The sequence below is a fragment of the Natrinema sp. CGMCC1.2065 genome, assembly GCF_051225675.1.
Taxonomy (GTDB): domain Archaea; phylum Halobacteriota; class Halobacteria; order Halobacteriales; family Natrialbaceae; genus Natrinema; species Natrinema thermotolerans.
The window spans coordinates 168,926-191,940 of record NZ_JBPJSJ010000004.1 but is presented as its reverse complement, the minus strand read 5'-3'; the positions used below and the strand labels follow the sequence as shown (position 1 = coordinate 191,940).

14 protein-coding genes are annotated in these 23,015 nt (G+C 58.2%); 8 read left to right on the top strand and 6 right to left on the bottom strand.

Features of this window, described 5'->3' with window-relative positions; translation table 11 throughout:
- Positions 1-531 precede the first annotated feature (531 nt).
- Positions 532-1,143 carry a winged helix-turn-helix domain-containing protein gene (locus ACSBP4_RS06895; protein WP_211249138.1) on the top strand — a complete coding sequence of 204 codons (612 nt, stop codon included), beginning with the start codon at positions 532-534 and terminating at the stop codon, positions 1,141-1,143.
- Positions 1,144-1,862: 719 nt separating this feature from the next.
- Positions 1,863-2,201, top strand: coding sequence for a hypothetical protein (locus ACSBP4_RS06890; RefSeq protein ID WP_136396951.1), 339 nt, complete (start codon positions 1,863-1,865; stop codon positions 2,199-2,201).
- A 188-nt stretch (positions 2,202-2,389) separates the two neighbouring features.
- Here the strand turns inward: ACSBP4_RS06890 and ACSBP4_RS06885 are convergent, their stop codons facing one another.
- The 4 genes from ACSBP4_RS06885 to ACSBP4_RS06870 all read right to left on the bottom strand — a co-directional run bounded on the left by ACSBP4_RS06885 (position 2,390) and on the right by ACSBP4_RS06870 (position 6,014).
- Positions 2,390-3,034, bottom strand: coding sequence for a ribonuclease H-like domain-containing protein (locus tag ACSBP4_RS06885; RefSeq protein WP_049967102.1), 645 nt, complete (start codon positions 3,032-3,034; stop codon positions 2,390-2,392).
- Positions 3,031-3,351 carry a hypothetical protein gene (locus tag ACSBP4_RS06880; protein ID WP_049967101.1) on the bottom strand — a complete coding sequence of 107 codons (321 nt, stop codon included), beginning with the start codon at positions 3,349-3,351 and terminating at the stop codon, positions 3,031-3,033. Before ACSBP4_RS06880 ends, ACSBP4_RS06885 begins: the two co-directional genes overlap by 4 nt.
- 2 nt (positions 3,352-3,353) lie before the next feature.
- The gene (locus ACSBP4_RS06875) at positions 3,354-4,190 is read right to left on the bottom strand and encodes a hypothetical protein (RefSeq protein ID WP_435551737.1); all 837 of its coding nucleotides are present in this window, start codon (positions 4,188-4,190) and stop codon (positions 3,354-3,356) included.
- Between the two features lie 378 nt (positions 4,191-4,568).
- A complete protein-coding gene (locus ACSBP4_RS06870) occupies positions 4,569-6,014 on the bottom strand; it encodes a ribonuclease H-like domain-containing protein (protein ID WP_211249136.1) in 1,446 nt (481 codons plus the stop codon).
- Between the two features lie 181 nt (positions 6,015-6,195).
- Here ACSBP4_RS06870 and ACSBP4_RS06865 point away from each other — a divergent pair, with 181 nt between their 5' ends.
- Complete coding sequence (locus ACSBP4_RS06865) at positions 6,196-6,882, top strand: SOS response-associated peptidase (protein WP_435551735.1); 687 nt, start codon at positions 6,196-6,198, stop codon at positions 6,880-6,882.
- 18 nt (positions 6,883-6,900) lie between these two features.
- Here ACSBP4_RS06865 and ACSBP4_RS06860 read toward each other — a convergent pair whose 3' ends face one another.
- Entirely contained in the window at positions 6,901-7,929 is a 1,029-nt protein-coding gene (locus ACSBP4_RS06860; protein WP_435551734.1) for a Cdc6/Cdc18 family protein, read from the bottom strand.
- Positions 7,930-8,234: 305 nt separating this feature from the next.
- Here ACSBP4_RS06860 and ACSBP4_RS06855 point away from each other — a divergent pair, with 305 nt between their 5' ends.
- Genes ACSBP4_RS06855 through ACSBP4_RS06840 form a run of 4 tightly spaced genes read left to right on the top strand, consistent with a single transcriptional unit; the run spans position 8,235 to position 17,165 of the window.
- Entirely contained in the window at positions 8,235-9,077 is an 843-nt protein-coding gene (locus ACSBP4_RS06855; protein WP_049967098.1) for a BrxA family protein, read from the top strand.
- Positions 9,074-12,757, top strand: coding sequence for a hypothetical protein (locus tag ACSBP4_RS06850; protein WP_435551733.1), 3,684 nt, complete (start codon positions 9,074-9,076; stop codon positions 12,755-12,757). The genes ACSBP4_RS06855 and ACSBP4_RS06850 overlap by 4 nt, the downstream gene beginning before the upstream one ends.
- A complete protein-coding gene (locus ACSBP4_RS06845; RefSeq protein WP_049967096.1) occupies positions 12,754-13,335 on the top strand; it encodes a BREX protein BrxB domain-containing protein in 582 nt (193 codons plus the stop codon). Before ACSBP4_RS06850 ends, ACSBP4_RS06845 begins: the two co-directional genes overlap by 4 nt.
- Positions 13,332-17,165 carry a hypothetical protein gene (locus ACSBP4_RS06840; protein ID WP_435551732.1) on the top strand — a complete coding sequence of 1,278 codons (3,834 nt, stop codon included), beginning with the start codon at positions 13,332-13,334 and terminating at the stop codon, positions 17,163-17,165. Before ACSBP4_RS06845 ends, ACSBP4_RS06840 begins: the two co-directional genes overlap by 4 nt.
- Before the next feature lie 494 nt (positions 17,166-17,659).
- On the opposite strand, the gene ACSBP4_RS06835 is transcribed toward ACSBP4_RS06840, so the two are convergent.
- Positions 17,660-18,547 carry a hypothetical protein gene (locus ACSBP4_RS06835; protein WP_136396952.1) on the bottom strand — a complete coding sequence of 296 codons (888 nt, stop codon included), beginning with the start codon at positions 18,545-18,547 and terminating at the stop codon, positions 17,660-17,662.
- A gap of 139 nt (positions 18,548-18,686) precedes the next feature.
- Between ACSBP4_RS06835 and pglX the strand changes: the two genes are divergently transcribed.
- Positions 18,687-23,012 carry a BREX-5 system adenine-specific DNA-methyltransferase PglX gene (gene pglX, locus ACSBP4_RS06830; RefSeq protein WP_435551731.1) on the top strand — a complete coding sequence of 1,442 codons (4,326 nt, stop codon included), beginning with the start codon at positions 18,687-18,689 and terminating at the stop codon, positions 23,010-23,012.
- Positions 23,013-23,015: the final 3 nt, after the last annotated feature.

Sequence of the window (23,015 nt, the reverse complement as noted above, 5' to 3'; positions counted from 1 at the left end):
GCTCGCTTTGAGCAGTCGGCACGGACACACTCTTCTGGAATGTGCGTTCACCGACTGCCCTTTCCGGACACTGCCTCGTTACGTGAGCGGACAGGCCGCCTCCGAAGGACGGTTCGGAATCCGCTCCGTTCCGACCGATTCCTGCTCTTCAGTAGGGCGGTCTGTCACTTAAACGTCACTGTGGGAAACTCACGGCGGGCGTTTGAACGGTGGGACGTTTCCCAGAGTGACGGCGCGTATCCACGGCCTGAAGGCCGTGGTATTGCGCCTGTTCAGCCTATAAGCCGTGGCGTGGTGTTTCCATAATTCAGAGGACGACTTCGAAGACATCGCTACCGGGGTATTTGTCCTATTTGCGTGTCTGTGGTCTTTTCCAAGATGACTTCCGGAATCCCGGGTTAACCAACAGTTCTGGAATAGTCGTATTTGTTGGTTAAAATGGTTGGTGAAGACACTCCGTGTTCCGATGGACTACAGACCAATATACTGGCCCGAGGATTATTATACTTGCCTCCCGTGGGTTAGCATATGATGTCTGAGGAGACGACCCCACCCAACCGAGTACGTCCTGACGGCGGTGCCGAACAACGTGACATAAACGACGTGGTCGAAGAGGAATGGGTTGAGGACACGACGCCCTTCGAACGAGTCTATGGAATCATTCGCCGGACTTACGATCCGACGTCTGCAGCACAGATTGCTGATCGTGCTCGTGTCTCGCCGACGACCGCACGAAAGCACCTGCGGACGCTCATGGATTCCGGTGAAGTGACGACAGCACAGGACGGCCAGACGACGCTGTACCGCCGGTCAGAAACGGGTATCGTCACCGAGCATGCACAGTCGCTACTTGCGGAACGAACACCCGAAGAGATCGCATCTGGCATCGCTGAACTGAAAGCACAGATTCAGGACTGGCGTACCGAATACGACGTTGATTCACCCGAGGAACTCGCTCGGGAACTGGACATCGAAGATACCGACAGCGACCAAGGTGCGCTGCTCAGAGAATGGCAAACCACTCGCCGCAACCTCGCCTTGGCACAAGCGACACTCGCGATTGCTGAGGCAACCCGCACCGGTCATCTCACTGGCACCAATACTGACGACGATGGTAACAGTGACTCATCGATCGTCGTATGACCAGCGACGAGGATGTGGACCCTTCTCACGATAGTCAGCCAGCCGAACAGGCAGAGGTGTTCGGACCGATCGATGCCGGAGCGTTACGAGAAATCCGAGATCTGGTCGTCAATCAAGAGCCGCTGGTTGAGGAGGCTTCACTGGATGATCCCCTGAACCCACAGACGCTTTCGGTTGACCTGTCTGACGGCGTTGGAGCGGCATCAACAGCGCGTATAGATATTCGGTGGAGCTTGGCTGGGAACTACGCTGCGCACTACACGGACACCCAGGGGCGGGATTTTCGATTCGACTGTCATCCGAAACCGGATGCACCGACACGACACTTTCATCCACCACCTGATGCTCCAAGTCGTCCTGTTGAGCCATCTTGTATCACTGTGCGTGAGGCCCCACTGGTCACGCGAGCGGTTCTCCAACGGTGGCGCTACGCCTACACGAACGGAACCTTCGAAGGGCTCAACGACGCAGAAAATCCGCCGTAGACGAGAATGCAGAGAAGACTCCTACACTTCCAACCCGGCTACAACGCATTTCGCAACCTACAATGGTACGCTAAGGACCTACGATGGGTCCCACAGAACGGAACAGACCGACACTCGAGTAGAGAACCCAGTTAGAACGACGCAACAGATCCTACGAAGCTGATCCTCGAACTCCTTGCTTGAGTCCCAGATACTCCAGTTGGGTTTATACCATGGGCTGACGCATTCATCACCATGCCTGGCGAGGTGTATCGCGTCCAAGAGAACACTGGCAATCCAGTACATCCTTCTATTGAAGAAGTCGTATCCCTCGCGCTTGACCGAGCTGCTGATCCACGGCCATCTGACCACCAAGATAGTCACTTCGATAAGTACGTTCGAGGCGCCGTTGAATACGCCGGTGAAGCCGCCGTCAAGGAGGCTATCCGTCTATCACTCACCAAGGGAGTAACCCATCGAATGGCTGGTCGAGAGGCATTCGGCGACGATGACTACGTCTACGGAATCCACGTCGGTGTCGCCGCAATAGCATATCTCCGCGAGCTCAACAGCGACCCACAGATTGACCCCTGACTAAGCAATCCCCCAGTATGTGGATGTAGATCGCAGCAATGGTGAGCGCATCCGGCTGGTGATACACGTCTGCAGCGCTACTCTACTAGTAGACTCATGATGTAGGCATTCACCAGCGTGGTCGTCCCTATTGCACTCCACTCCCTCACCGCAATCAGCGAGAAGAGTAGGGTCGTTCACTCGCGTTCTCAAACGATTGGCTCGAGTGACTTCATCGAGAAATCCGATTTCGAGCAATATCGTTCTGCGAGTTCCATCAGCGCTCTTGTTCGTCGGATATCGGCGACGTTGTGCGTGAGAAGGCGTTCATACGCGCCTTCTTTCCAGGCTGTGACTGTCGTTCCACTATCGTCGAATGGATCGAGGTTGTTCAACCGTGAACCAATCAGTTCGCCATAGACGCCATCCAAGGTATCCTCACTGGTATTGAAGCGTGTCTCGAAGACATCCATCACGTCGACGTATGGCAACGTGCCAAAGGGCCACTCGACCCCGTGCGTACAGAGCCGTGTGCGAAGGAACGGGAGGTCGAATCCTCCGTTCCACCGCTCCCCGTTGTACGCAACGAGCTTTGCATCACGTTGGGTGAGTGTCGATGTGACAAACGTCGCCAGTTCGTTCAGGAGTTCCTGTTCGCTGTCATGGAGTGAGAGCTGTACCGGTGTCTGGAGGGCGTCGTTGAGCCGATCTGCGAGGCCTGTTTGTGGTGTCGTCCCGGTATGGAGAAATACTCGCGACGAGACCGCGGAGTCGAACCCAACTACTGTGAGTTCATCATCGGCCTGAAATCCCGTCGTTTCGATATCGAATGCAATCGTCGTCAACTCCGTCATTCTACACCTCCAGTGGTACCTTCGGCGGGCGATTGCTGCTGTTCGCCCCCGGTTTCCGAAAGCCGTTGCTCAAGCTCTGATAGGCGTTCCTCGTGGTCGTCGAGGCGGGCCTCCTGTTCGAGATCGATGCTGAGCAGCGCCGGCAGCAGCGGATTCTGATGGTTCAACAGCCCGCTCGCGTCGGCGTGGTCGCGGGCGTACTCGAACAGCCGGTCGAAGCGCGGCTGGTCGCGACGCCGCAGTGCCCGGCGGAACTCCGCCCACCGCTCTTCGATGGCCCGCAACGCATCTCGGTACGTCGGGTTCGTGCGTCCCATCGCTATCGCCCTCCGCCGGTTGCCGTCCACGCGTCGAGCAGGGGGTCCGCGGTGGCCGACACCGTCTCACCGTCAGCTGTGACGCCCGTCCCGACACCCTCCGGAGTTGGCTTCGACGGCGCCGGCGTCGTCGGTTCTACGCCGACCTGCGTGGCGCGTGCCGCGAGCAGCTGCCGCCAGTACGCGAACGTCGTCTGGTAGTACGCGCCGTCGTCGACGGGATAGACGAGCGTCTCGAAGTCCTCGACGACGACCCGTGGGCCCATCCGCGTCTGCTCGCACTCTAGGTGGTGGTCGGCGACCGTCGCGACTGACTCGGTGAATTCGTTTCGTTCGTTTCGCGTAACGAGCACCGGGATGTCGTACCCCTCGGCGTAGGTCGACAACCGGGCAAGGGTTCGAGCCTGGAGGGTTTTCGCGTGAGTCTCGCCAAGGGTATCGTCGGCGCGGTACTGGGCGTCGACGGCCGGCGCGACGATGAGGGTGGGCGTGTGGGGCGACGTGTCCTCGTCACGACTTGGTTCCCCTCGACCGGCCGCCCCGGCGTCGGTGGTAGACATCTGGATCGACTTGTTCACTGCCGTCGGGAGATCACAGACGGCGCCGTAGTGCTGGTAGGCGGTGAATCCGCGTGCCACATGGATTCGGTTGAGCAACCGTTGACTAGGGGCGATTTGGGCGAGTGTCGTCGTGGTCGCGTGCCCGTTTGCGTCAACCCAGAAGGCGGGCCCGTCGTGCAGGAGGAGATGGTCGAGTACCAGCGACTGCAGGATCGGGACGCCGCGGCCTCCCTCGACGTCGAGCAGCGTGATGCCGTCGTCGAGCTGCGGCAACAACATTTCGTCCATAGCCGGATCGGCCTCGTCAGCGAGGGACCGATTGCGGTCAGCGCCCCGTGTCGGCTGGTCCACTGCCAATCGGTTCGACGTTGAGTGTTCTCCCATACCCGAATAGTTGTCTACGTTCCCGATAAGCCGCGGCGTGGCGCTTCCGCGTTTCAGGGAAGGGCTGGAAGGTATGTAGAACCGGACTCAGGCAACGGATTTCTGCCATCGTTCGACCGTTTCCGAGAACGTTTCCAGAGAGGAAGGCGGACAGCATCGTCGGATTAACCAACAGACCGGGGGATCACAGCTCAATTGTTGGTTAAGGCTCTATGAACCCACGATGATATCGCCCTCACGTAATTCTGCTGACGGCCCGTATCTATCCCGAGCCTACGATCTGATGTGATCGACGATTGTTCTCAGCGCGGTTACATCGTCGTTATTGTACTGTTTGAGGAGATCCCAGTCTGGTTCTTCGCCGTCGAGGAGATATCGTGTGTACTTGCTCCCGACCACAAATCCATCGACGGTCGGGTCTTGATACTCAAAGCCGAGTGCGCTCGCTACGACATCCAATTTATGCTGATTGAAGGGACCGAAGAGTTCCTGTTGGGCAGTAATCCCGAGGTCGTGCGCTCGCTCCAGATGGTCGATCCCCTCAGTAATGCCGTGTTCGTCGAATCTGCGACTGAGACACTGTTCGTCGAAGTAGTTCCCTCCGTAGTAGATGATCGGCTCGGAGCCATGATCATCAAGGTACTCAGACAGCTCCTGAAGGAGTGCTGACTCGTCGTCCGGCTCGAAGAATTGTCGGTACGCATCGTTCTGGTAACTGTAGGTGCCGACCAGCCAGATCCGATCCTGCTGAAGATCCGTTTCTATGTCCAAGAGGAGAGGCTTCGTATCGTGAAGGTCGTCGAAGGCGGACTTGTTTAGAATCACGACCTCATCGTTTTCGAAAGCCTGTCGATGAGCAATCCACCGGTCCACGTGCCATGACGAGGCTCCAGGGAGGGCTTCGAGTTCGGCACGCCGTTCTTCGGTAATTTCATCTGGGTTAGCGATCCCTAACTCACTGAACTGCTCCACTCGGTTTCTCCCGACCTGGACGAGATCAGTCAGTCGGCTCCCTAGCAGATGGCGAGTGTCGTTGAACTCGTACTCAATTGACTCGTTCGAGGCGTCGATGGTGATGAGTGCGTATCTTCCTGGGTCGTCTACTCCGTCATGGGACGCAATATTGATCACTGTGCCGTACTCGAGGGTTTCAGCTCTGCCTCCGAATTGATGGCAATGACCGCAGACGGTAGCTGGGGGCTGGATGTCGTCTATGAAGCTCTTGACGGCCTTCGACCCGATATGTTGTTGCCCGAATCGCTTCCCGATATCGAGAATGCCGAAGGGGGGTGTGTGAGTGACAAGAATCGGAGTTCTGTCTTCACAAGCGGTGCGTTGTTCGGAAAGGTGCCGTTGGACGTCGTCCTCGGTATAGGTGATGAGACCAGGTCCTTGGGTTGATCCTTCCTGGCCGATGAACACGAGATCCTCGTAGGTGTATGGTGTCCTGTGGAGGTCGGTGGTAAATTCCGAATCGAACTGCGGACCGGTTGACGGGGGGAAGTCGTCGTTTCCTCGGACATAGAGTGATTGTTGGTGCTTCGTGAGGCGAGCAAGTTCTGCAAGATGATCTGTGTCAGTATCGGCGTTTTTGAAACGTGAGAGGTCGTCGCCGGCATACAGTAGTAGATCTGGAGTTGGTTCTACAGTTTCGAGAATGGTGTAGAGATCGTCAATAGGTTGAGAGCGCCAGTCAGATACGGCGAGAATGTGGGTCATTTTGGTTGAGCGTAGTTAGTGTAGCCTCTTCTATCGTTTGTTTAGGTGTACCGTTTGGCATTAGGGGATTCTCCGCCCGTTGTCGTTAACCAACAACTCAGGCTCATCGGGACAATCTGTTGGTTAACAGCGAGATTCCTGTGCGATTACGTTGAAGATGCTTCCTTCCGAACTCCTCGGTATGTGTGGCCGGAACTCGCTCTTCATCGACCAACCAGACCTCGAGGCCCGCTTCGAAGCCGAGGTCGTCGCGGACGGCGGGTACACCCCCCGATACAATATCGCACCTGGCGACGACCTCCACATCATCACGAACGAGGCTTCCGACGAGATCGACGCCTACCACTGGGGGCTGATTTCGTTCTGGGCGGACGAACCCGAGGAGGGCATCATCAACGCTCGCTCCGAGACAGCCGACGAGAAACGCGTCTTCGAGCGGGCGTGGGAATCACGTCCCTGCCTCGTCCCCTCGTCAGGGTTCTACGAGTGGAAATCGCCGAACGGCGGGTCGAAACAGCCCTATCGGATTTACCGGGAGGACGACCCCGCATTCGCGATGGCCGGGCTCTGGGACGTCTGGGAGGGTGACAACGAGACGATCTCGTGCGTCACGATTCTCACGACGGAGCCGAACGACCTGATGAACTCAATCCACGACCGGATGCCGGTCGTCCTCCCGAAGGACGCTGAGTCCGACTGGCTCGCCGCAGACCCGGACACCCGCAAGGAACTGTGCCAGCCGTACCCGAAGGATGATCTAGACGCCTACGAGATTTCGGCGCGGGTCAACAACCCCGGCAACGACGATCCCCAGGTCATCGAGCCACTGGACCACGAGCAATCCGGCCTCGGCGAGTTCAGTTCCTGATAGCTGACGGGGTCACGGTCACTGAATCGGCGACGCCGCCGCTGAATCGACGAGCGAGTACTCTCGGTCTCGGCTCGTCCCTTCCGCCTCGAGGAGGTTGTACTGCTCCATCTTCGAGAGGTACGTGCGGATAGTCCGCTTCGTCCGTGGATCATCGACCTCCTCGGAATATCGCTCGTGGATTTCGCTCGGCCCGACCGGGCCGTACTCGCGAACGATGTCGTAGACGACGCGCTGGTGCGGCGTGAGCGAGTCGAGGCTCTTCTGCTTGATCTGGGCCCGAGCATCCTCGGCGGCATCCAGGAGAATGTCGTCGGTGATGCGCTCGTGGTTCTCGCAATCTGCTTTGCCGGCGGCCGTTCGAAGGATGCCGATTGCGAGGCGGGCGTCGCCGGCGGCCGCGTCGGCGATCCGGTAGAGCTGGTCGTCGGTGATGACGTCCTCATCGAGGCCCCACTTCGCCCGCGCACTCAGAATGTCGTACAGCTGCTCGTCGTGGTACTTGTCCATCCGGACGTGTTCGCTGGAGCGCAGGCGGCTCACGAGGCGGTCGTCGACGCGGCTGAACAGCTCCTCTTCCTTGTTCGCGATACAGATGATCGCAAACTGCGGGAGGCTGTGGAGGTCGTAGATGACGCTGGGGTCCTCCAGTTGGTCGACCTCGTCGAGGATGACGACGGTTCGCGGGCCGTCGTGCTGCTGGAGGCGGTCGACGAGTTCGTCGTGGGGCGTCGACTGCCGGTGGATGTCGATGGTCGCGCCGAGGTCGTCGAGGATCTGGTAGAGCGTCCGAAATCGGATGTAGTTGCGCCAGCAGTTGACGTAGGTCGTCTCGACGTCGAGCACCTCCTCACGTAGGCGTTCCGTGACGAATTTCGAGATGCACGTCTTCCCCGTCCCGCTGGGCCCGGTGACGATGGCCGTGTTGGCGGGTTCTCCGTTCATGATGGGCTCGAGAACGCTGGAGAGGTGGTTGACTTCGGCGTCGCGATGCTCGACTTCTCGAGGGACGAACCCGGCGCGGAGAACGCGAGCATCACGAATCATCTTTGCTTGATAGACTGGTTTTCTGGCTAGTAGTAAAAACGTGACCGGGTTGCTTCCGGAAACGGTTCAATTAGTCCTCTCTGACCTGTGGCAATTCCCGCTCAGTATCGCGGTTCGGTTTGTAGAAGTCACATATTTCCGATAATTTCAGGAGTTCGTTCATGAATAGGAGCGTGTGAAGTCCGAATTTTCTAGTCATCGACATTCACTCCAGCTAAACTAACCGATATTAGAGGTCGAGGCTGGACCCCTCGTGATCGAGTTATCCATATCAACTAAGTGGTGTGGATGGTTCGAAATGATATATGACTCTCCGCACCGACGGGAGGGGAACTTCCCTACCGTCGCTCGACTCGACATTTTCTCACGACGAGGTGTCGATGGCTCTCACTAGATGCGGACTTCTTGTGGATAGAGCAGAGATGCTCGCTCGGCTGTACGCCCAACATCGGGACTGGACTGTCGTCGAAGAGAAATGGATCGAAGAACGCTTCGACGAGCGCAGTACGCGTGGGAGTTCGAAAGGAATCTACCGCGCTCTCAGTTCCCGATTCAAGACCGCTGGTAGCGAGCTTCCATCTATCGTCCAACTACCCTCCGTCCTCGACCAGTGTGAGACGGTGCGCGACAAGGCGCAAGTACTGTACTTCTACTTGCTGGAGGACGACCCTCTCGTGAAGTACACCGTTCACCGGTACGTCGACCGGCTTCAGGAGTCCGGTGTCGAAGGATTGGATTTCGAGCAGGAGACGGTCGAGCGCCTCCTGAACGAGTTCCACTACGACGACGGAAGCGAGTTCGACTATGCAGAATCGACGACGCGCCGATGGGGAGAAGGGCTCCGATCGGTGATGCGAGAGATCGGTGTTATCGACACACAGCAGGCCCTTCAAGGACAAATACCTAACCTCGGAACGACGCCTCTGCTCGTCGCGTCAGGTTACTCGTGGGAGGTTCACGGGGATGACTGGCTCTCCCAACCGACTGGCTGGCTCTACCTATTCCAGTCAGAACAGTACTGGGACTCCTTGGCCGAACGAGTGAGCGACGATCCGAACTGGGAAGCGAGCGGGATTCACGGTGAGCTGAGACTCCAGCCGGTGGACGATACATACGACTGGGCCGAACCGTGGGAGGGCGAAGTATGACTGACGAGAGCTGGTTCGCTGCCGATGTCGGAAGCGATTTCGAGGAGTCCGTCCGCATCGACCGCGAGGATGACGGTCGCGATCATCGACTGGAATCGATCGACACCTACCACGTGACAGAGGAGTCGGAGGACTTCATGTCCGACTTCTTCTCGCGCCTGCTCGGCCGTTCCGAGGATATGCGGTCGGGCGCGAACTACTGGCTCTACGGATACTACGGGAGCGGAAAAAGTCACCTCCTTAGCGTACTCCGCGGGCTTCTGGATAGCGAATGGCTTCGACAGCGCGACGATGTCTGGAAGCAGCTAACCGACGGTCGTGAGCTGGAGACGCTCGAGTCCACGTGGTCGTCGATCCACGATGATTACGAGGTTATCCCTATCTCGGTGAACCTCCTGAAGCATCAGGGTCAGAAGAAATTGAGCTTCAGCGAGATCGTTCTCCGCAGTGCTCACACGTCGGAACGGCTCACCGGTGCCGATGGAGGGCTCTCGTCGCAACTCGACGTCGCCTTCTTCGAGGACTGGTACCGGACGACCAATGCGTGGGACGACCGGACTGCCAACACCCAAACGGCACTCCGGAGTACGGTTGACAGCCCCGAGAAGTACGACTGGGAGGATGTTCAGCAGTACAACGCTCTCGCGGACGCCGTTCTTCCCACACTCTTCGAGCAGGAGACCGGCACGGCGGATGGTCTAGACGACCTGATGCCGTCGGATCTCGACCCCCAAGCGATGGTCGAGCGCCTCGAACAGTTGCGGAGCAACCGCGAAGAGGAACTCGGACGCCCGGTCAAACTCGTACTACTGCTCGACGAGGTCAGTCTCTTCATCGGGACGGACTTCGACCGCCTCACCGAGTTACAGACCCTTGCAGAGAGCGTCGACGAGACCGGTGACGGCGACATCCAACTGGTGGCGACGGCACAGGCCAAAATCGAGGACGTCCAGCCGCAGTTCGCGGCTCGCGGGGCCGACTTCAGCATCGTCAAGGATCGATTCCCCCATCGGTTTGGCCTTCCGAGCCGGCACGTCGGCGAAATATCGACCCAGCGGTTGCTCAAAAAGACGGTGGATGGGAAGGAGGACACAGAACGCGTCCTCGATCGAACCAGCAACGAGCCCGAGACGTTACTCGTGTACTCGGGCATCGAACAGAACACCGAACCGCCGCTCGACGACATCGACCGCGAGCGCCTCGTCGAGTTCTATCCGTTCCTCCCGTATCAGCCACCGCTGTTCCTCGAGATCCTCTCGAACCTCCGGCAGGAAGCACACGACCCGGCGAAGTCGATCTTCTCTGGGACTGCGCGGGCGATTTTGGCCCTCGTTCACGGACTCCTCCAAGAGTGGATAGAGGCCGGCGAGGAGACCAACGTCATTTCGCTGGTGGACTTCTACGACCTCATCGAACCGGAACTGGATGACATTACGCCACAGGACGTGGGGGTCATCGAGGAGATCGAGGAACAGCACGAGGCAGGCGAACTGGAAGAGATCGACGTGGATGTCGCGAAGGCCGTGCTACTCCTCCAACACATCCCGGACACCATTCCGATGTCCGAACGGAACCTCGCAGTCGCCGTGTTGACCGACCTCGACGGGCCGACTCAGTTCCAGATGGAGAACCGCGTCGAGGACTCGCTCCAACGGCTTCGGAAGTTCATCCGGCCGACGCACGACGAAACCGGGCCGAAGTACGCGTTCACCCACCCGGAAGAGCGCGAGATCATCGAAGCCTCCGAGGAAAACCTTGACAACCCGGACTGGCAGTCCATCATCGAAGCCGTGGACGGGTATCTCTGGGAGGACATCGTGCGCGACCTCTCACTCCCGACATCGGCTGAGTACCCGGATACCGGCGAGCAATATCCCGTTCGCTACGAATTCAGTATCGACGGGGTCGAACTCGATATGACGGTCGACGCTGAGGACGCACTCGATGTCGAGGTCGCCGTCGAAGGGATTTCTCCCGCCGCAGCAGACATCAGCTACGAGGGCGACCCGCTCGAATGGACGATCGGAGAGGACGGACTCGACGATCTCCGTGATAGCCTCATCGAGTGGTGGTCGCTCAGAGATGCCGTCGGAGATCACACGCTCCCACAGTCCGTCGAACGAGACCTCTCCGACCGCGCAGCTCGCGTCCAGAGCAAACTCGTCGAGGCGCTCAAGAGTGGGACGTTCGACGTCAAGGATCGCGGAGATCAGATCGGGGGCATGGTCTCGGGAGTCGAGGAGTATCTCGACGTCAACTACCCCGACGACTTCCACCCCGTAATGCTGCAGGTCGGCGACGAGCACTTACAGGAACTCCGGGGACTCTCCGCACAAGATCCGCTACCCACGTGGGCCCAGCAGATCGATGTCGCAACAGAAGACCCGGAAACACACGGTGGATCGATCCAAAACAACGTTCGCGCCTTCACCGGCCGACAGTTGAAGCAACGCGGCGGGAACCTCGCGATGGCGACGATCCTCGACGGCATCGTGAAGAAGAAGCCGATCTACGAGGACGCTCGCCCCGCGCTGTGTGCGATTATCTGGGGCCTCTGCCGAAAGGGGGACTTCCTGCCCGTTGATGAGACGGGTGACTCCCTCGAACTCGATGCCGTTATCGATCTGAACAAACTGACGACGACGCGTCTCAAGATCGCGGGGAGTGGCGGTGTACGAAGTATCCTTCGCGATGGAGGGTTCATCGACTCGACAGAGACCATCCCGGACGGAATCGTCAGGCTCCAGTCTGCGAACGACACGCTCGCGGGTCGACTCGGTAGTCTCGTGGAAGACGTCAGGTTGGTCGCCGAGAGTGACATCCAAACGCGCGCCGTTCGCAACCTCCTCGAGTCGTTCGTTGAGGAGCTCGAAGCCAAGCAGCAGAGCGCGATCAACCGACGAGAGGCCGTCAAATCACGTGACACCGACTGGAAGGACGTCGTCGAAGCAACCAACGACGCTCGGGAGTGGTACGACGACGCCGAGGAAGTGTGGAGTTTGCGCCTTCCCGCACTCACGCGAATCGATTCGCAGTTGACTCTCGCCCAGCAGTCGTACGACTGGCTGACCGAAGAGTGCGAAACGGCCAGCCAGACGCTTCGCGACAGCATCAACGACTACGAGGGCGAGTGGTGGACACACGATGGCTGGGATCGGTTTAACGACGCCCAAACCACCTCGCCGGCGCTCGACGACGCAATCGAGACCGCGTGGGACTCGTTCCGAGCGGAAACTGAGATCGATGTGTTCGTCGACGAGTTGCAGGAGCATCCGTGGATTCGGCCCGCGAGCGAGTTCGGTTCGAACGTTCGGCCGGCCTTCGAGAGCGAATACATCACACCGCTCCGTCGCGCCGCATCGTGGTACGAGGATGTCTCGGATGCGGTGTCGACAGTGACCGGTGGAACGACCAACACCGAGGCTGACGACTTCATTCGAGCGACGAACACACTCCTCGACAGCGAACCCCTCGCTGTGGTTGCCGGTAGCGACATCGAGGAGTTACGAGATACGTTCGAGGAGCTACAGACACTCGTTGGGGATCAGTCTCCCACAGACATCACTGCGATCGGGGTTCTCCCGTCGGATCGCGAATCGCTGGACTCCGAACTGGAACGGCTCGTCGAACGCCACGACCTCAGTATCGAGCGGACTGAGACGGGGGTGATTATCCGATGACGACCAAACGTCCCTTCCACGACTTCACGGAGCGACTCGCACAGTTCGCCGACGGACGACGCGGCATCCGAAACCCGTTCGTGATCGTCCCCGTCCAGCCGAAGTACGAGCGACGGGTCGCCGAACGGCTCACCGAGTGGGCGACGAACCCGCATCGTACCGAGGAGTTCCCGGATGACGGGACCGTCCAAGTCCTCCGGCTGGACGAACTGTTCGTCGAAACCGATGTCTTCGAACTCGCGGTTGACCTCGGCGAGAACAGCCAACCGGCGACAATCACCGAAACGATGCAAGACCGATTAGCGGAGGAACTCGTCGCGGTGATGGTCGAGAAAATCGAGGCGCCAGCCCAGCAGCGACACGTCGTTCTCCTCACGCACCTCGGGAGCCTCTACCCGTTCACGCGTGCGTCGGAACTACTCGACGAACTCGACCGCCGTAACGTCCAGTCTACGATCGGCATTCCGTTCCCCGGAGACATCGTCGGTGGGAAACTGAGTTTCTTCGGCGAGGAATCGCGCAACTACTACCCAGCCCACCAGATCGAAGGCCGGGTTGAGGGGGTGCATCTCCAATGAGTGACACACACATTCACGACATCTTCCAGCAGTCACCGACCCGCGAACTCGAGGAAGTCCAGAAGGTCAATGCCAGAGCGCAGGCCGAGAACGACGTCCGCGAGTTCTACGAGACCGACAGCGCTCGCGACGTGTTCACCACGCTCGGGAACCTCGTCGACAAGTATCCACACGAGGAACCGCGCTTCCTCTACATCTCCGCGACGTTCGGGTCGGGGAAGACGCACCTCCTGAAGCTCATCGGGTTCGCTGCCGACACCGAATCGGAGTTCGCCGACCTCGGCGAAGAGTTGGCGAACAGATGGCCGGGCTTCCAGTCGTTCCGACAGAGCGTCGCCAACTCTCACGTCGACTGGCTGAAACCCGTCTTCCTGAACCTCCTCAACCGGGACGCGTCACAGGAACCGCCGCTCCCGTACCTCATCTACGAGGCGATCGGCCGCGAGCTCGGGTATCCGACCGACCCGAACTGGCTGCTCGAGTGGGCGTGGCAGCTCGACATGAACCACGGTGACTGCTGGGAGCGGCTACAGGAAGTCGAGCACGACGGACAGACGTTCGAGGATGTGTACGACGAACGGGCTTCGCTACGGAGTTGGCTCTATGATGTCGTTCCGACACTCGAGGACTCTCCGTTCGCGTCTCGAGAGGAGGTCAAGCAGTCAATCGACGACGCCATCGAGGAGGTTGATCCCGACGAGTTCGACCCCGACGAACTCGTCGAGCGCGTCGAAGCGGCTCAAGAGTCGCTGAGCACGCCGGAGACCGAGACAGAATTGCTGATCGGGCTCGACGAGGTGGCGCTGTTCATCGGCGATGGCCGCCATCGCTACAGGGAGTTCCAAGAGACGATGGAAGCGCTGACGGAGCTGGGCGTCGGCCCCAATCCTCCGGTCATCGGGACTGGACAGTATCCGATCGAGCGTATCCACGGTGAGTTCGACGATACCGAGGTCACGGAGCAGCCGTGGTACGGTGCCCAAGAACCGCTCGAGGGTGCCGACACCGAGATCATCGTCCGAAAGCGGTGGCTGCAGAAGGACGCCGAGGGTGGACAGGCCGTCGAGTCCGCGCTTCGGGAGATGACCGACCTGACGCTCGACGCGTACTCCGATATTGCCGGCGCCGACCCGGACGCAGTCGAGTCGTACCCGTTCCGCGAGTACGATCTCGGGTTGCTCCGGACGGTGATTCAGCAACTGATGCCACGGGGACGCGTGACCGAAGAAGAGTACGTGCAGGGTCGGGCGCTACTCATCCTCGTCCGCTCGCTGTTCACGCGGTTCGAGTGGGGAGACAAGCAGGTCGGTGCCCTCGTCACGTGGGACGAGTTGTACGACCTGCTGGTCGAAGAGACGACCTACATCCCGCTATGGGTGCAGGAAATGGTCGAGAACAAACTCATTCCCTCGGCCGGCGGCGACGAGGATGCGTTCTCGGTTCGCGTTGCGAAGGCGCTGTACCTGCTGAATCAGGTTCGTTCCGAGGTTCCGTCGACGCCGGCGAACCTCGCCCGGCTGATGGTCAAGTCGACTGACGAGTCGTTCGACTCCGTCCGCGACGATGTCGAATCAGCGCTGATCGACCTTCTTGAGGATCGGAAAGTGCTGACGGAGACGAACGACCGTGGCGACGAGGAATACCTGCTGGTCTCTGAAGAACAGGAAGACATCTTGACGCGGGCGAAGACTCGCGCACAGCAAATCCCGTCGCACCGACTTTCGGCCAAGTTGGAGAACTCCCTTCGAGAGGGAAGTGACCTCCTGCTCTCTGAGGGCAGTCGACACGAGGTCGATCTCGAGGGTGAGCGCAAAGTCCCGCTCCGTTTCGGCTACTCTGTTCTCGACCCTATCGAGCAAGCACCGACGCCGGAGTTTGACGCCGTTCGTGTACGGCTGGTCGCGGGACGCGACGATGAGGTTAGCGATCAGGTTGATGCATGGCAGTCGACGAACGAGGGGCGGGACGGGGGCGAGCACGTCCTCGTCGCCGTCGATCTACAGGAGTCGACGATCGACCGCTTGCGGGACGTGATGGGCATGCAGGAGGTGCTGTCAGAGGAGACGGAAACGTATCCGGACTTGGAGTCCGACCACCGCGACGAACAGCGGGCGCTCGAATCGACGATTCGGGAGCAACTCGAAGAAGCGGACGTCTACGTCCGAACTGGTGGGACGAACGGGCGATACGGGGACGTGTTCGAGCAGGTCGTAGAATCGCAAGTCAAGTCCGTATTCACCGAGACGCGCTTCGTCCTGACCAACGGAATCACGGAAGTCGAGGACGCCAAGCAGATGGCGCGATTTTTCCGCGGTGTCGACGACTGGCCGCTCTCGAGCGAGGACGCTGTCACGCTCGGCGTGGATACCGACCGCGCAGAACTCGCCGACGGCCGGTGTCAGGAATTCCTCGACGAGTACGAGGATACCCAGTCGCTTCGCGCCGAAGACCTTCTTACCCAGACCGTCCAGCGCGGAGGCACGTATCGCGGGACACCGCAGGAATCGATCTCAGCACTGTTTATCACGCTTGCAACGGCCAACAAAATCGCACTGCGCCGTGACGACGAGTACATTACCGAACCGGACGAGATCGGGCGAGCGGTCAGAAACAAGACGAACCTGACCGACGTACAGATTCGCTTCGAGTCGATCGGCGATACCGATCCAGAGCAGATTCGGGAAACCGTCGAGACGCTGATCGGCAAGGAGACAGAGGGAACCGATCCCGACGCGTGGCTCTCTGAGTTAGCAGAATGGGTAGACGAGAACAGTGTGCTGGTGAAACGCGTCTTGCGAGGCGTCAGCAGGGAGTTCGGCGAAGGTGCTTCGCTGGACGAACTCGAAACGGCTCTCCAGCCTGCACTCGGTGGCGAGGCTCTCGAAACAGATGACTTCGCGTCCGACGAGATTGAACGGCAGTCCGAGCGCTTCGCTCGGGCAAGGGGGCTCTTCCGGTCGGTCGAGGATAGCGACTCCCTCTGGGAGCAGTTCAGCCAGCGGACGACGGAGATGCAGCGACTCTACCCCGGTTCGGACATCACGGGGGAGATGCAAGCGATCGTCGGCGGGGACGAAGTGCCAGATGCCGATCGGCTTCGAGCAACGATCGACGAAGCCGACGCCCACAGACGAACCGTCGTCCGCGAGCAGTACGACCGCATCACGGGAGAGTCGCCATCGGACGAGGAGCCCGAGAGCGTGGTTTCCAGTCTCGTGACGTGGCTTTACGCTCATGATGGAAGCAGCAAGGAAACTGCCGACCGCGTCGCCGTCGAATTCGACGGTGTAACCATCGACGATCTCTACGATCTCTTCGAGACGGCGTGGAACGGTGACTCGTTCACGGAGGAAGACCTCGTCGACCCGACGGTCGTTCAGCAAGCCAAGCGGTACGAACGGGCACGGCGACTCCTCGAAGCTTCCGGTAGCGAAGCCTCGCTCTGGTCGCAACTTCGCGACGCGTCGAGACGACTCGAGGAGGAATTCCCATCACACCCGATTACGAGTGACGTGGCGGAGATGCTTGCGCGGTCACACCCGCCGAGTGTCGATGAGGTCGAACGCCTCATCGAGGAAGCCGAGAATCCGTTCGAGGTCGACGATCGATTGGAGGAACTTGCCGGGGAACTGCAAGCCGAGTATCCTGACCACGAACTTACTGCGGCAATCGTCGACGCCGTCGAAGGTGAGAATCCGCCGAGTGACGAACGCGTCGGAGAACTAATCGAGGAGGCCGAGCGATTACTCGAAGGCGTTGACGAGCAACTTCGCCGGATTCAAGAGACAATGGATGACCTCGAGGACGGTTCCGTTGTCATAATTGAGTGAGGAATAACAGAACCGGGGCGGTTCATTTCTTTTCGGCTGATCGGAGTTCAGAAGTCACAGAATCCGGAAGATGGACATCGCGTACGTAGGAATGTAGTCCATCATCGTACGCCGATCTGTCAATTCCACAGGATTCGAACGTCTGCTTCAGAAATTCCGATCCCCATATTCGCTCGAGACCACGCCGCTCCGTTTCCTCAAGTAAGCGCTTGTCGTTCGAAACGAGAACTGGATCATCGAGCGTCTCTGCGAGACGGATTAACGTCCAGTCTGCCTCACCTAGTTCGACCGTCTTTGCAGCGAGTTTGGAGGTATCAACTGTTTCTACACGCAGCCACTCTGGTTTCGAGAATTCGTGATGCGGACTGAATTCGTGCGACCAGATTCGGTCGGTAGTGTACAACGCATATCGTGGTGTCCAAAATGAGATGTCGTGGAACCAGCCGCCTGCAGCAAACGCTGAGAGGACGGAATTGTCCAGTATCAGTTGTCCCTTACTCATCCATCAGATCGGGGCCAGAGTAGAAGTCTTCAACGGAGTCCGGGCCGTACTCCGGACGCATTCCATTGCTCTCGAGCAGTTCGACGAACTCGTTTTGGGTCAATTCAGCTAATTCCGCACCGCGAGCAGTTGAGATGTCCAATTCATCGTAGACTCTGAGCGCGCCACGGTTGATCGCACCGTGGATCCGATCTCGTTTCCGTATCGACTCGATCTCGGGATACTCGACTTCGGCATCGAAAACCTGTACTGTCGTTCGTTCTCCGTAGAGAACGTCGGTAGCCAGAGCAGCAAAATCGGGGGTTTCACCGCGCTGATCGGCCTGAACTTCTCGATAGATGCGAGCGTACAGCGAGAATACCACTGAGCCGAGTCGATACAAGTCTCGCTCACTCAGATCAGTTACTGCCTCCGGGTAGATCTCTTGTTCACTTTCATCGGACTCTTTCACGACCTTGAGTGCTTCTACAGCGTCTTGTAACACATCTATGGCGGCGAGTAGAACGAGTAGCCCATTCTTTTGCTCTCGTTCTTCGCGAAGAGCGTTTTCGGCGATTTCGTTGCCCCATTCGTCGAGGAATCGCTGTAACAGTTCGAAGGCAATTGCGGGTGCAAGCGGGAAGGTTGCTTGGAAAATGTCGGTACTTCCAAACTCCTCCTCGAGACGCTCTTCGACCAGTTCGACCGCTCGTTCGAATCGCTCTTCGGGCGGGAGTTCGAGGACATCCTGCACGAGATCGTCGACGAGGGCCTCTGGATCGTCGATCGAAGCCGAGGTAACGGTCTCGAGTTGCTGAAGGAGGAGGAACAGTGGCTGGGACGGATCAACTGACCCGCTTCCACCACCGTTTCCTATATTAGGACTCCCGCCGCTCGGCATATAGTAACCCGTTGCCCGCGACAGTAGGAATATCTATCGCACTGTTTTGCGCGCAGGAGGTTATCGACGTCCCGCGATTCGGTATGGACAATCTTCAAGACACCTCAATGGCTCTGCTTGAAACATCACTGAGTTTCGTATGGAGGGACAATCTACCCAACCCCGCAAGGCCCAGCTCGACAAGGAAGAGCGCGAGCATCTCGAGGATGTCGTCACCGAGATGCGCGACCGCGTCGAAGCGAACGTTCGCTACCAGCTCGAGGACGAGTACGACCTTGACGAGAAGCCGGACGACGACGCGTCCCTGAGCGTGGAGCAGGAAGATCTCGTTGAAGCCATCGAACTCGAAGCCGTCGACGGTAACGATTGGGACGACGGCTACGAGCAGTACATCACGGGCGTCGGCTACACGATCGTCAATCGGCTGGCCGCGCTCCGCTGTATGGAGGTTCGGGACTTCATCGACGACGAGGTCACGGCTTTCCGCGACGACGGCCTCACGCCAGCCGCCGACCGGCTGGTCACCGAGGAGTTCATGCTAGAGGAGGAGGCCGTTCTCGAAGCCTACCGGAACGCGTGCGACGACCTCGCCGAGGAGATCGATATTCTCTTCGACCGCTCGACGGCCTACAGTCTGATCGATCCCGACGACGATACTTACGAAGACCTCTGTGGGATGCTCGATGAGGTATCTGACGAGGTCTGGCGGGCCGACGACGTACTGGGCTGGGTCTACGAGTACTACAACGTCAAGCTCCTCGACGATCTTCGACGGAAGGGCGATCGTGAGGGACTGGATCCTGAAGACGTACCGGCGGCGAATCAGTTCTACACGCCTCATTGGGTTGTCCGGATGCTCACCGACAACTCTCTCGGCAAGCTCTATCTCGAAGACACCGGGGAGCTGAGTGACGCCGTAAAGTCACAGGAGTCGCTTACCCCTGATGAGCGTAAGAACCGCCCCCTCTCGCCGGACGAGTCGCCGAACATTGCGGATTTCTGTACCTATCTCGTACCCTCGGAGGAAGAGGGCGAGCCGCCTGAGTTCGATGATCCCCGGGACATCCGCGTCATCGACCCGGCCTGTGGGAGCGGCCACTTCCTCCTGTACGCGTTCGACGTGCTGGAGCGCATCTATCGGGCCGAGACCGATCTTGATCACGTCGATATTCCCCGAAAGATTCTGCGGAACAACCTCTACGGCGTCGACCTTGATATGCGAGCCTGCCAGCTCGCCGCGTTCAACCTCTACCTGAAGGGTAGGACGCGTGCCGAATCCGAGGGAGCGAACGGCTTCGATATGCCGGAAGTCGGCATCGTCTGTGCCGACGCGAAGGTGGCGGATGTCGAGGGCGTTGAGGAGGTGTTCAACGAGGTGGCCAACGGGAAGTCCGACGTGGAAGATGCCCTCCGGCGCATCCTCGACGCGTTCGAGGAAGTCCACGGACTTGGGAGCCTGCTTGACGTGCGTGGTACGCTCGGTGACCTGTTCGAGGACAATAGTGAGCAGGACGGGGTTCAGATCACACTGGAAGACGATCCACGTGAGGATTACACCCTCAGTCAGATTCTACACAGTCTTCGTGAGGCGGTCGACCAACACCGGGAGGAAGACTCGTTCTTGGCGCAGGACTTGCGGAGCTTCGTCCGGCTTCTGGACGTGCTGGCGCAGGACTACGATGTGGCGTTGATGAATCCGCCATATGGGTCGAAAAACCGGATGCCAAAGTCAGTTCACGAATATGTTCAGAAACACTACCAATACTCTCCAGAGTTCTATATCAATTTCTTTGAAGTATGTGATAGACTTGTAAAACAAAATGGTAGGACGGGAATGCTTGTCCCTCGCTCCTTTATGTATAAGAAGCAATATATAGACTTCCGAGATGATTTTGTCGGAGAGCGAGGAAGTTTTGACTTTCTTGCAGAATACGGTATAGGTGTCTTAGATAATGCAACTGTCCGAACAGTAGGGACGGTGGTAAGGTCAGGCATTAGTCGAGATAAGACGGGCACCTTCATCCGTCTCCACGACTTAGATGCTGAAAATAAAGAAAAAGTTTTCAAAAACCTTATTTCTGGAGTTGATGACTCTGTCCCGCGGCTCTTCGAGGTGAGTATGGGTGAATTTGAGAAGATCCCCCGAAAGCCAATATGCTATTCCACACCACAGGAAGTCCGAAATCTACACCAAAACAATCTGAAAATTGACACGGATCAAGCTAAAATCGAGGGAGAATCAGCATGTCATACGGCACCGGGCTTACAAACTGCCGATAACTCTCGCTTTATCCGGTATCTTTGGGAAACGGATGGATTAGACGATTTTAATCCGATTGCTAAAGGAGGAGCCGACGCTTGGGTTGTTCCACCAATTAAGGAGACTATTGATTGGCGAAAAGACGGACAGGTGATGATGCGTGCGAATCGGGAAGCATGGACGCGTAACAGGCACCTATACGGCCGAGATGGACTTGCGTGGACATATATTAAGGATACAGGTCGTAGATTCGGACTCTATCCCGGTGGGCTATTTAGTCACACTAGCCTGATGCTTTTCCCCCGTACTGATAAGTCCCTATGGCAGATGATGGCGATCTTAAACTCTAATTTGTATCATGCACTATTCCTCTCTCTGACCACAGAGCGCCACTGGAACGCTGGAGAAGTGGGAAGTGTTCCATGGCTCGAAGAATTAGAGAGTGTTGAAGAACTTGAAGAGCTAGCAAAGAGTCAATATGAAACTGTACTTCAGCAAAGGTTCCATGACCCAACCAGCCCATATTACATAGAACCAGAGCTGTACCCCGAGTCTGGACAAAGCGGTGAGTTCCTATATGAGCATCCACACACGGATGTCGCTGAAAACGAAGTGGATGCTCAGACGGTTCGGACTCCACCTGCAACGTCAATCAAAAAAGCCGCAAGAGAGAATTACAAGAACAGATTACGCCAGAGGCAGCAATTGGAGGATCTTTCAACGGAAATAGACGAGTACATATATGACAAAATAGGTATTTCGACTGGTATCCGTGAGGACATTCGTACGGAAATATTCCTCAGAACCACTGAAAGTCCCGAAGACCGTGAAGTTCCAGACCCCGAATCTGTCTCCGAAGCCCCTGATAACGTAGACGAGCAGGTCAAAGACCTCGTCAATCACTTCGCGATGGAGGCCGTCCGTGAGGAATCGGACGGCATCATCCCGCTCGAAGGTACGGACGAGCAGGCCGATATGCTCGACCGCATCGTCGAACGATTTGAAGACGCCTACGGTGAGTACGCCGAAGACCGCCTAGTTGAGGTTGACGACATTCTCGGTGCCGAGTCGGCGGCCGACGAGGCGTACCCCAACCTCCGATCGTTCATCGAGGACGACCTCTTCGCCTACCACGTCGATAAGATGGAAAACACGCCCATCGTCTGGAAGCTCAGCACGGCACGGCTCCTCGCCGACGTGAAAGACGAGGGCTTCGCGTGCTTCGTCGACTACCACCAGATCAACGCCAGCCTCTTCGACCGCCTGAGCAACCAGTACCTCGAGCCGCGGAAGGCCGAACTCCGCGAGCGCCGGTCGGCAGCGAACCAGCGCCGTAACGACGAATCCCTCACCACGGGCGAACGTGCTGATGCGACCGACGAGTTCGAATTCTGCTCAAGCGCGCTCGAACAGATCGCCGAATTCGAAGAGGTGATGCAGGAACTCGGCTCTATCAGCGAGCGCGAGTTCGACGACGACGACCGAGAACGCATCAGCGAGCTGGCCCCCAAGGTCGCCGCATTGCGTGATGAGACCGCGGAGCGCGTCGAAACGCTCGAACGACTCCGTAAGATGAACGGCGAAGAATGGTTCCAAGATACCTTTTCCGATAATTTCTGGAACGCCGTCGACGAGGGGCGCGATGAGTGGTTGGACGCGCTCGAGGAACTGGAACACGCCTGCGAGGAGTACGCCAAGCCCAATGACGAGCCCGTCGAAGCCCATCTCGCCGACCTCTTCGACTATTTCAACTGGCGACTCAAGGGCTCGGATCACTACTCTAGCACAGGCATCCTCTTCATGACCTACTACTTCGAGCGTGAGGGGAGCGACCTCCTCAACGACGATGGTGAGCCTTTCGAGAACCTCACCGAGGACGAAAAGCTGCTCGCCTCGCTCGCAACGGGCATCGACGACGCATCCGTCCTTGACGAAGAGTACCTCCAACAGATTGCGGACGATGAAGACGTCGACGACGTGGACGAATTACCACCGCTAGCGGAGCTCAAGGCGCTCGCTGAGGAGATTGACGACCGTTGCCAGTCAGTCTACAAGCAAATTCCTTCAGACTGGGAGGATCGTGCCCTTTCCGAAGTCACGACTGCCGGCTACCAGCCCAATCACAAACACGGCGTCGCGATCAACATCATGCCTCTCGCGGAGAAGAACATCGTCCCCGAAACCGTCGAGGACAAGGTGCTCTGAAGT

Excerpts from the sequence above, each read along its gene's own strand:
- ACSBP4_RS06875 (WP_435551737.1), bottom strand. The coding sequence starts at position 4,190 with ATGTTGTTGCCGCAGCTCGACGACGGCATCACGCTGCTCGACGTCGAG.
- ACSBP4_RS06885 (WP_049967102.1), bottom strand. The coding sequence starts at position 3,034 with ATGACGGAGTTGACGACGATTGCATTCGATATCGAAACGACGGGATTT.
- pglX (WP_435551731.1), top strand. The coding sequence starts at position 18,687 with ATGGAGGGACAATCTACCCAACCCCGCAAGGCCCAGCTCGACAAGGAA.
- ACSBP4_RS06895 (WP_211249138.1), top strand. The coding sequence starts at position 532 with ATGTCTGAGGAGACGACCCCACCCAACCGAGTACGTCCTGACGGCGGT.
- ACSBP4_RS06845 (WP_049967096.1), top strand. The coding sequence starts at position 12,754 with ATGACGACCAAACGTCCCTTCCACGACTTCACGGAGCGACTCGCACAG.
- ACSBP4_RS06890 (WP_136396951.1), top strand. The coding sequence starts at position 1,863 with ATGCCTGGCGAGGTGTATCGCGTCCAAGAGAACACTGGCAATCCAGTA.
- ACSBP4_RS06860 (WP_435551734.1), bottom strand. The coding sequence starts at position 7,929 with ATGATTCGTGATGCTCGCGTTCTCCGCGCCGGGTTCGTCCCTCGAGAA.
- ACSBP4_RS06850 (WP_435551733.1), top strand. The coding sequence starts at position 9,074 with ATGACTGACGAGAGCTGGTTCGCTGCCGATGTCGGAAGCGATTTCGAG.
- ACSBP4_RS06865 (WP_435551735.1), top strand. The coding sequence starts at position 6,196 with ATGTGTGGCCGGAACTCGCTCTTCATCGACCAACCAGACCTCGAGGCC.
- ACSBP4_RS06855 (WP_049967098.1), top strand. The coding sequence starts at position 8,235 with ATGACTCTCCGCACCGACGGGAGGGGAACTTCCCTACCGTCGCTCGAC.
- ACSBP4_RS06840 (WP_435551732.1), top strand. The coding sequence starts at position 13,332 with ATGAGTGACACACACATTCACGACATCTTCCAGCAGTCACCGACCCGC.
- ACSBP4_RS06880 (WP_049967101.1), bottom strand. The coding sequence starts at position 3,351 with ATGGGACGCACGAACCCGACGTACCGAGATGCGTTGCGGGCCATCGAA.
- ACSBP4_RS06835 (WP_136396952.1), bottom strand. The coding sequence starts at position 18,547 with ATGCCGAGCGGCGGGAGTCCTAATATAGGAAACGGTGGTGGAAGCGGG.
- ACSBP4_RS06870 (WP_211249136.1), bottom strand. The coding sequence starts at position 6,014 with ATGACCCACATTCTCGCCGTATCTGACTGGCGCTCTCAACCTATTGAC.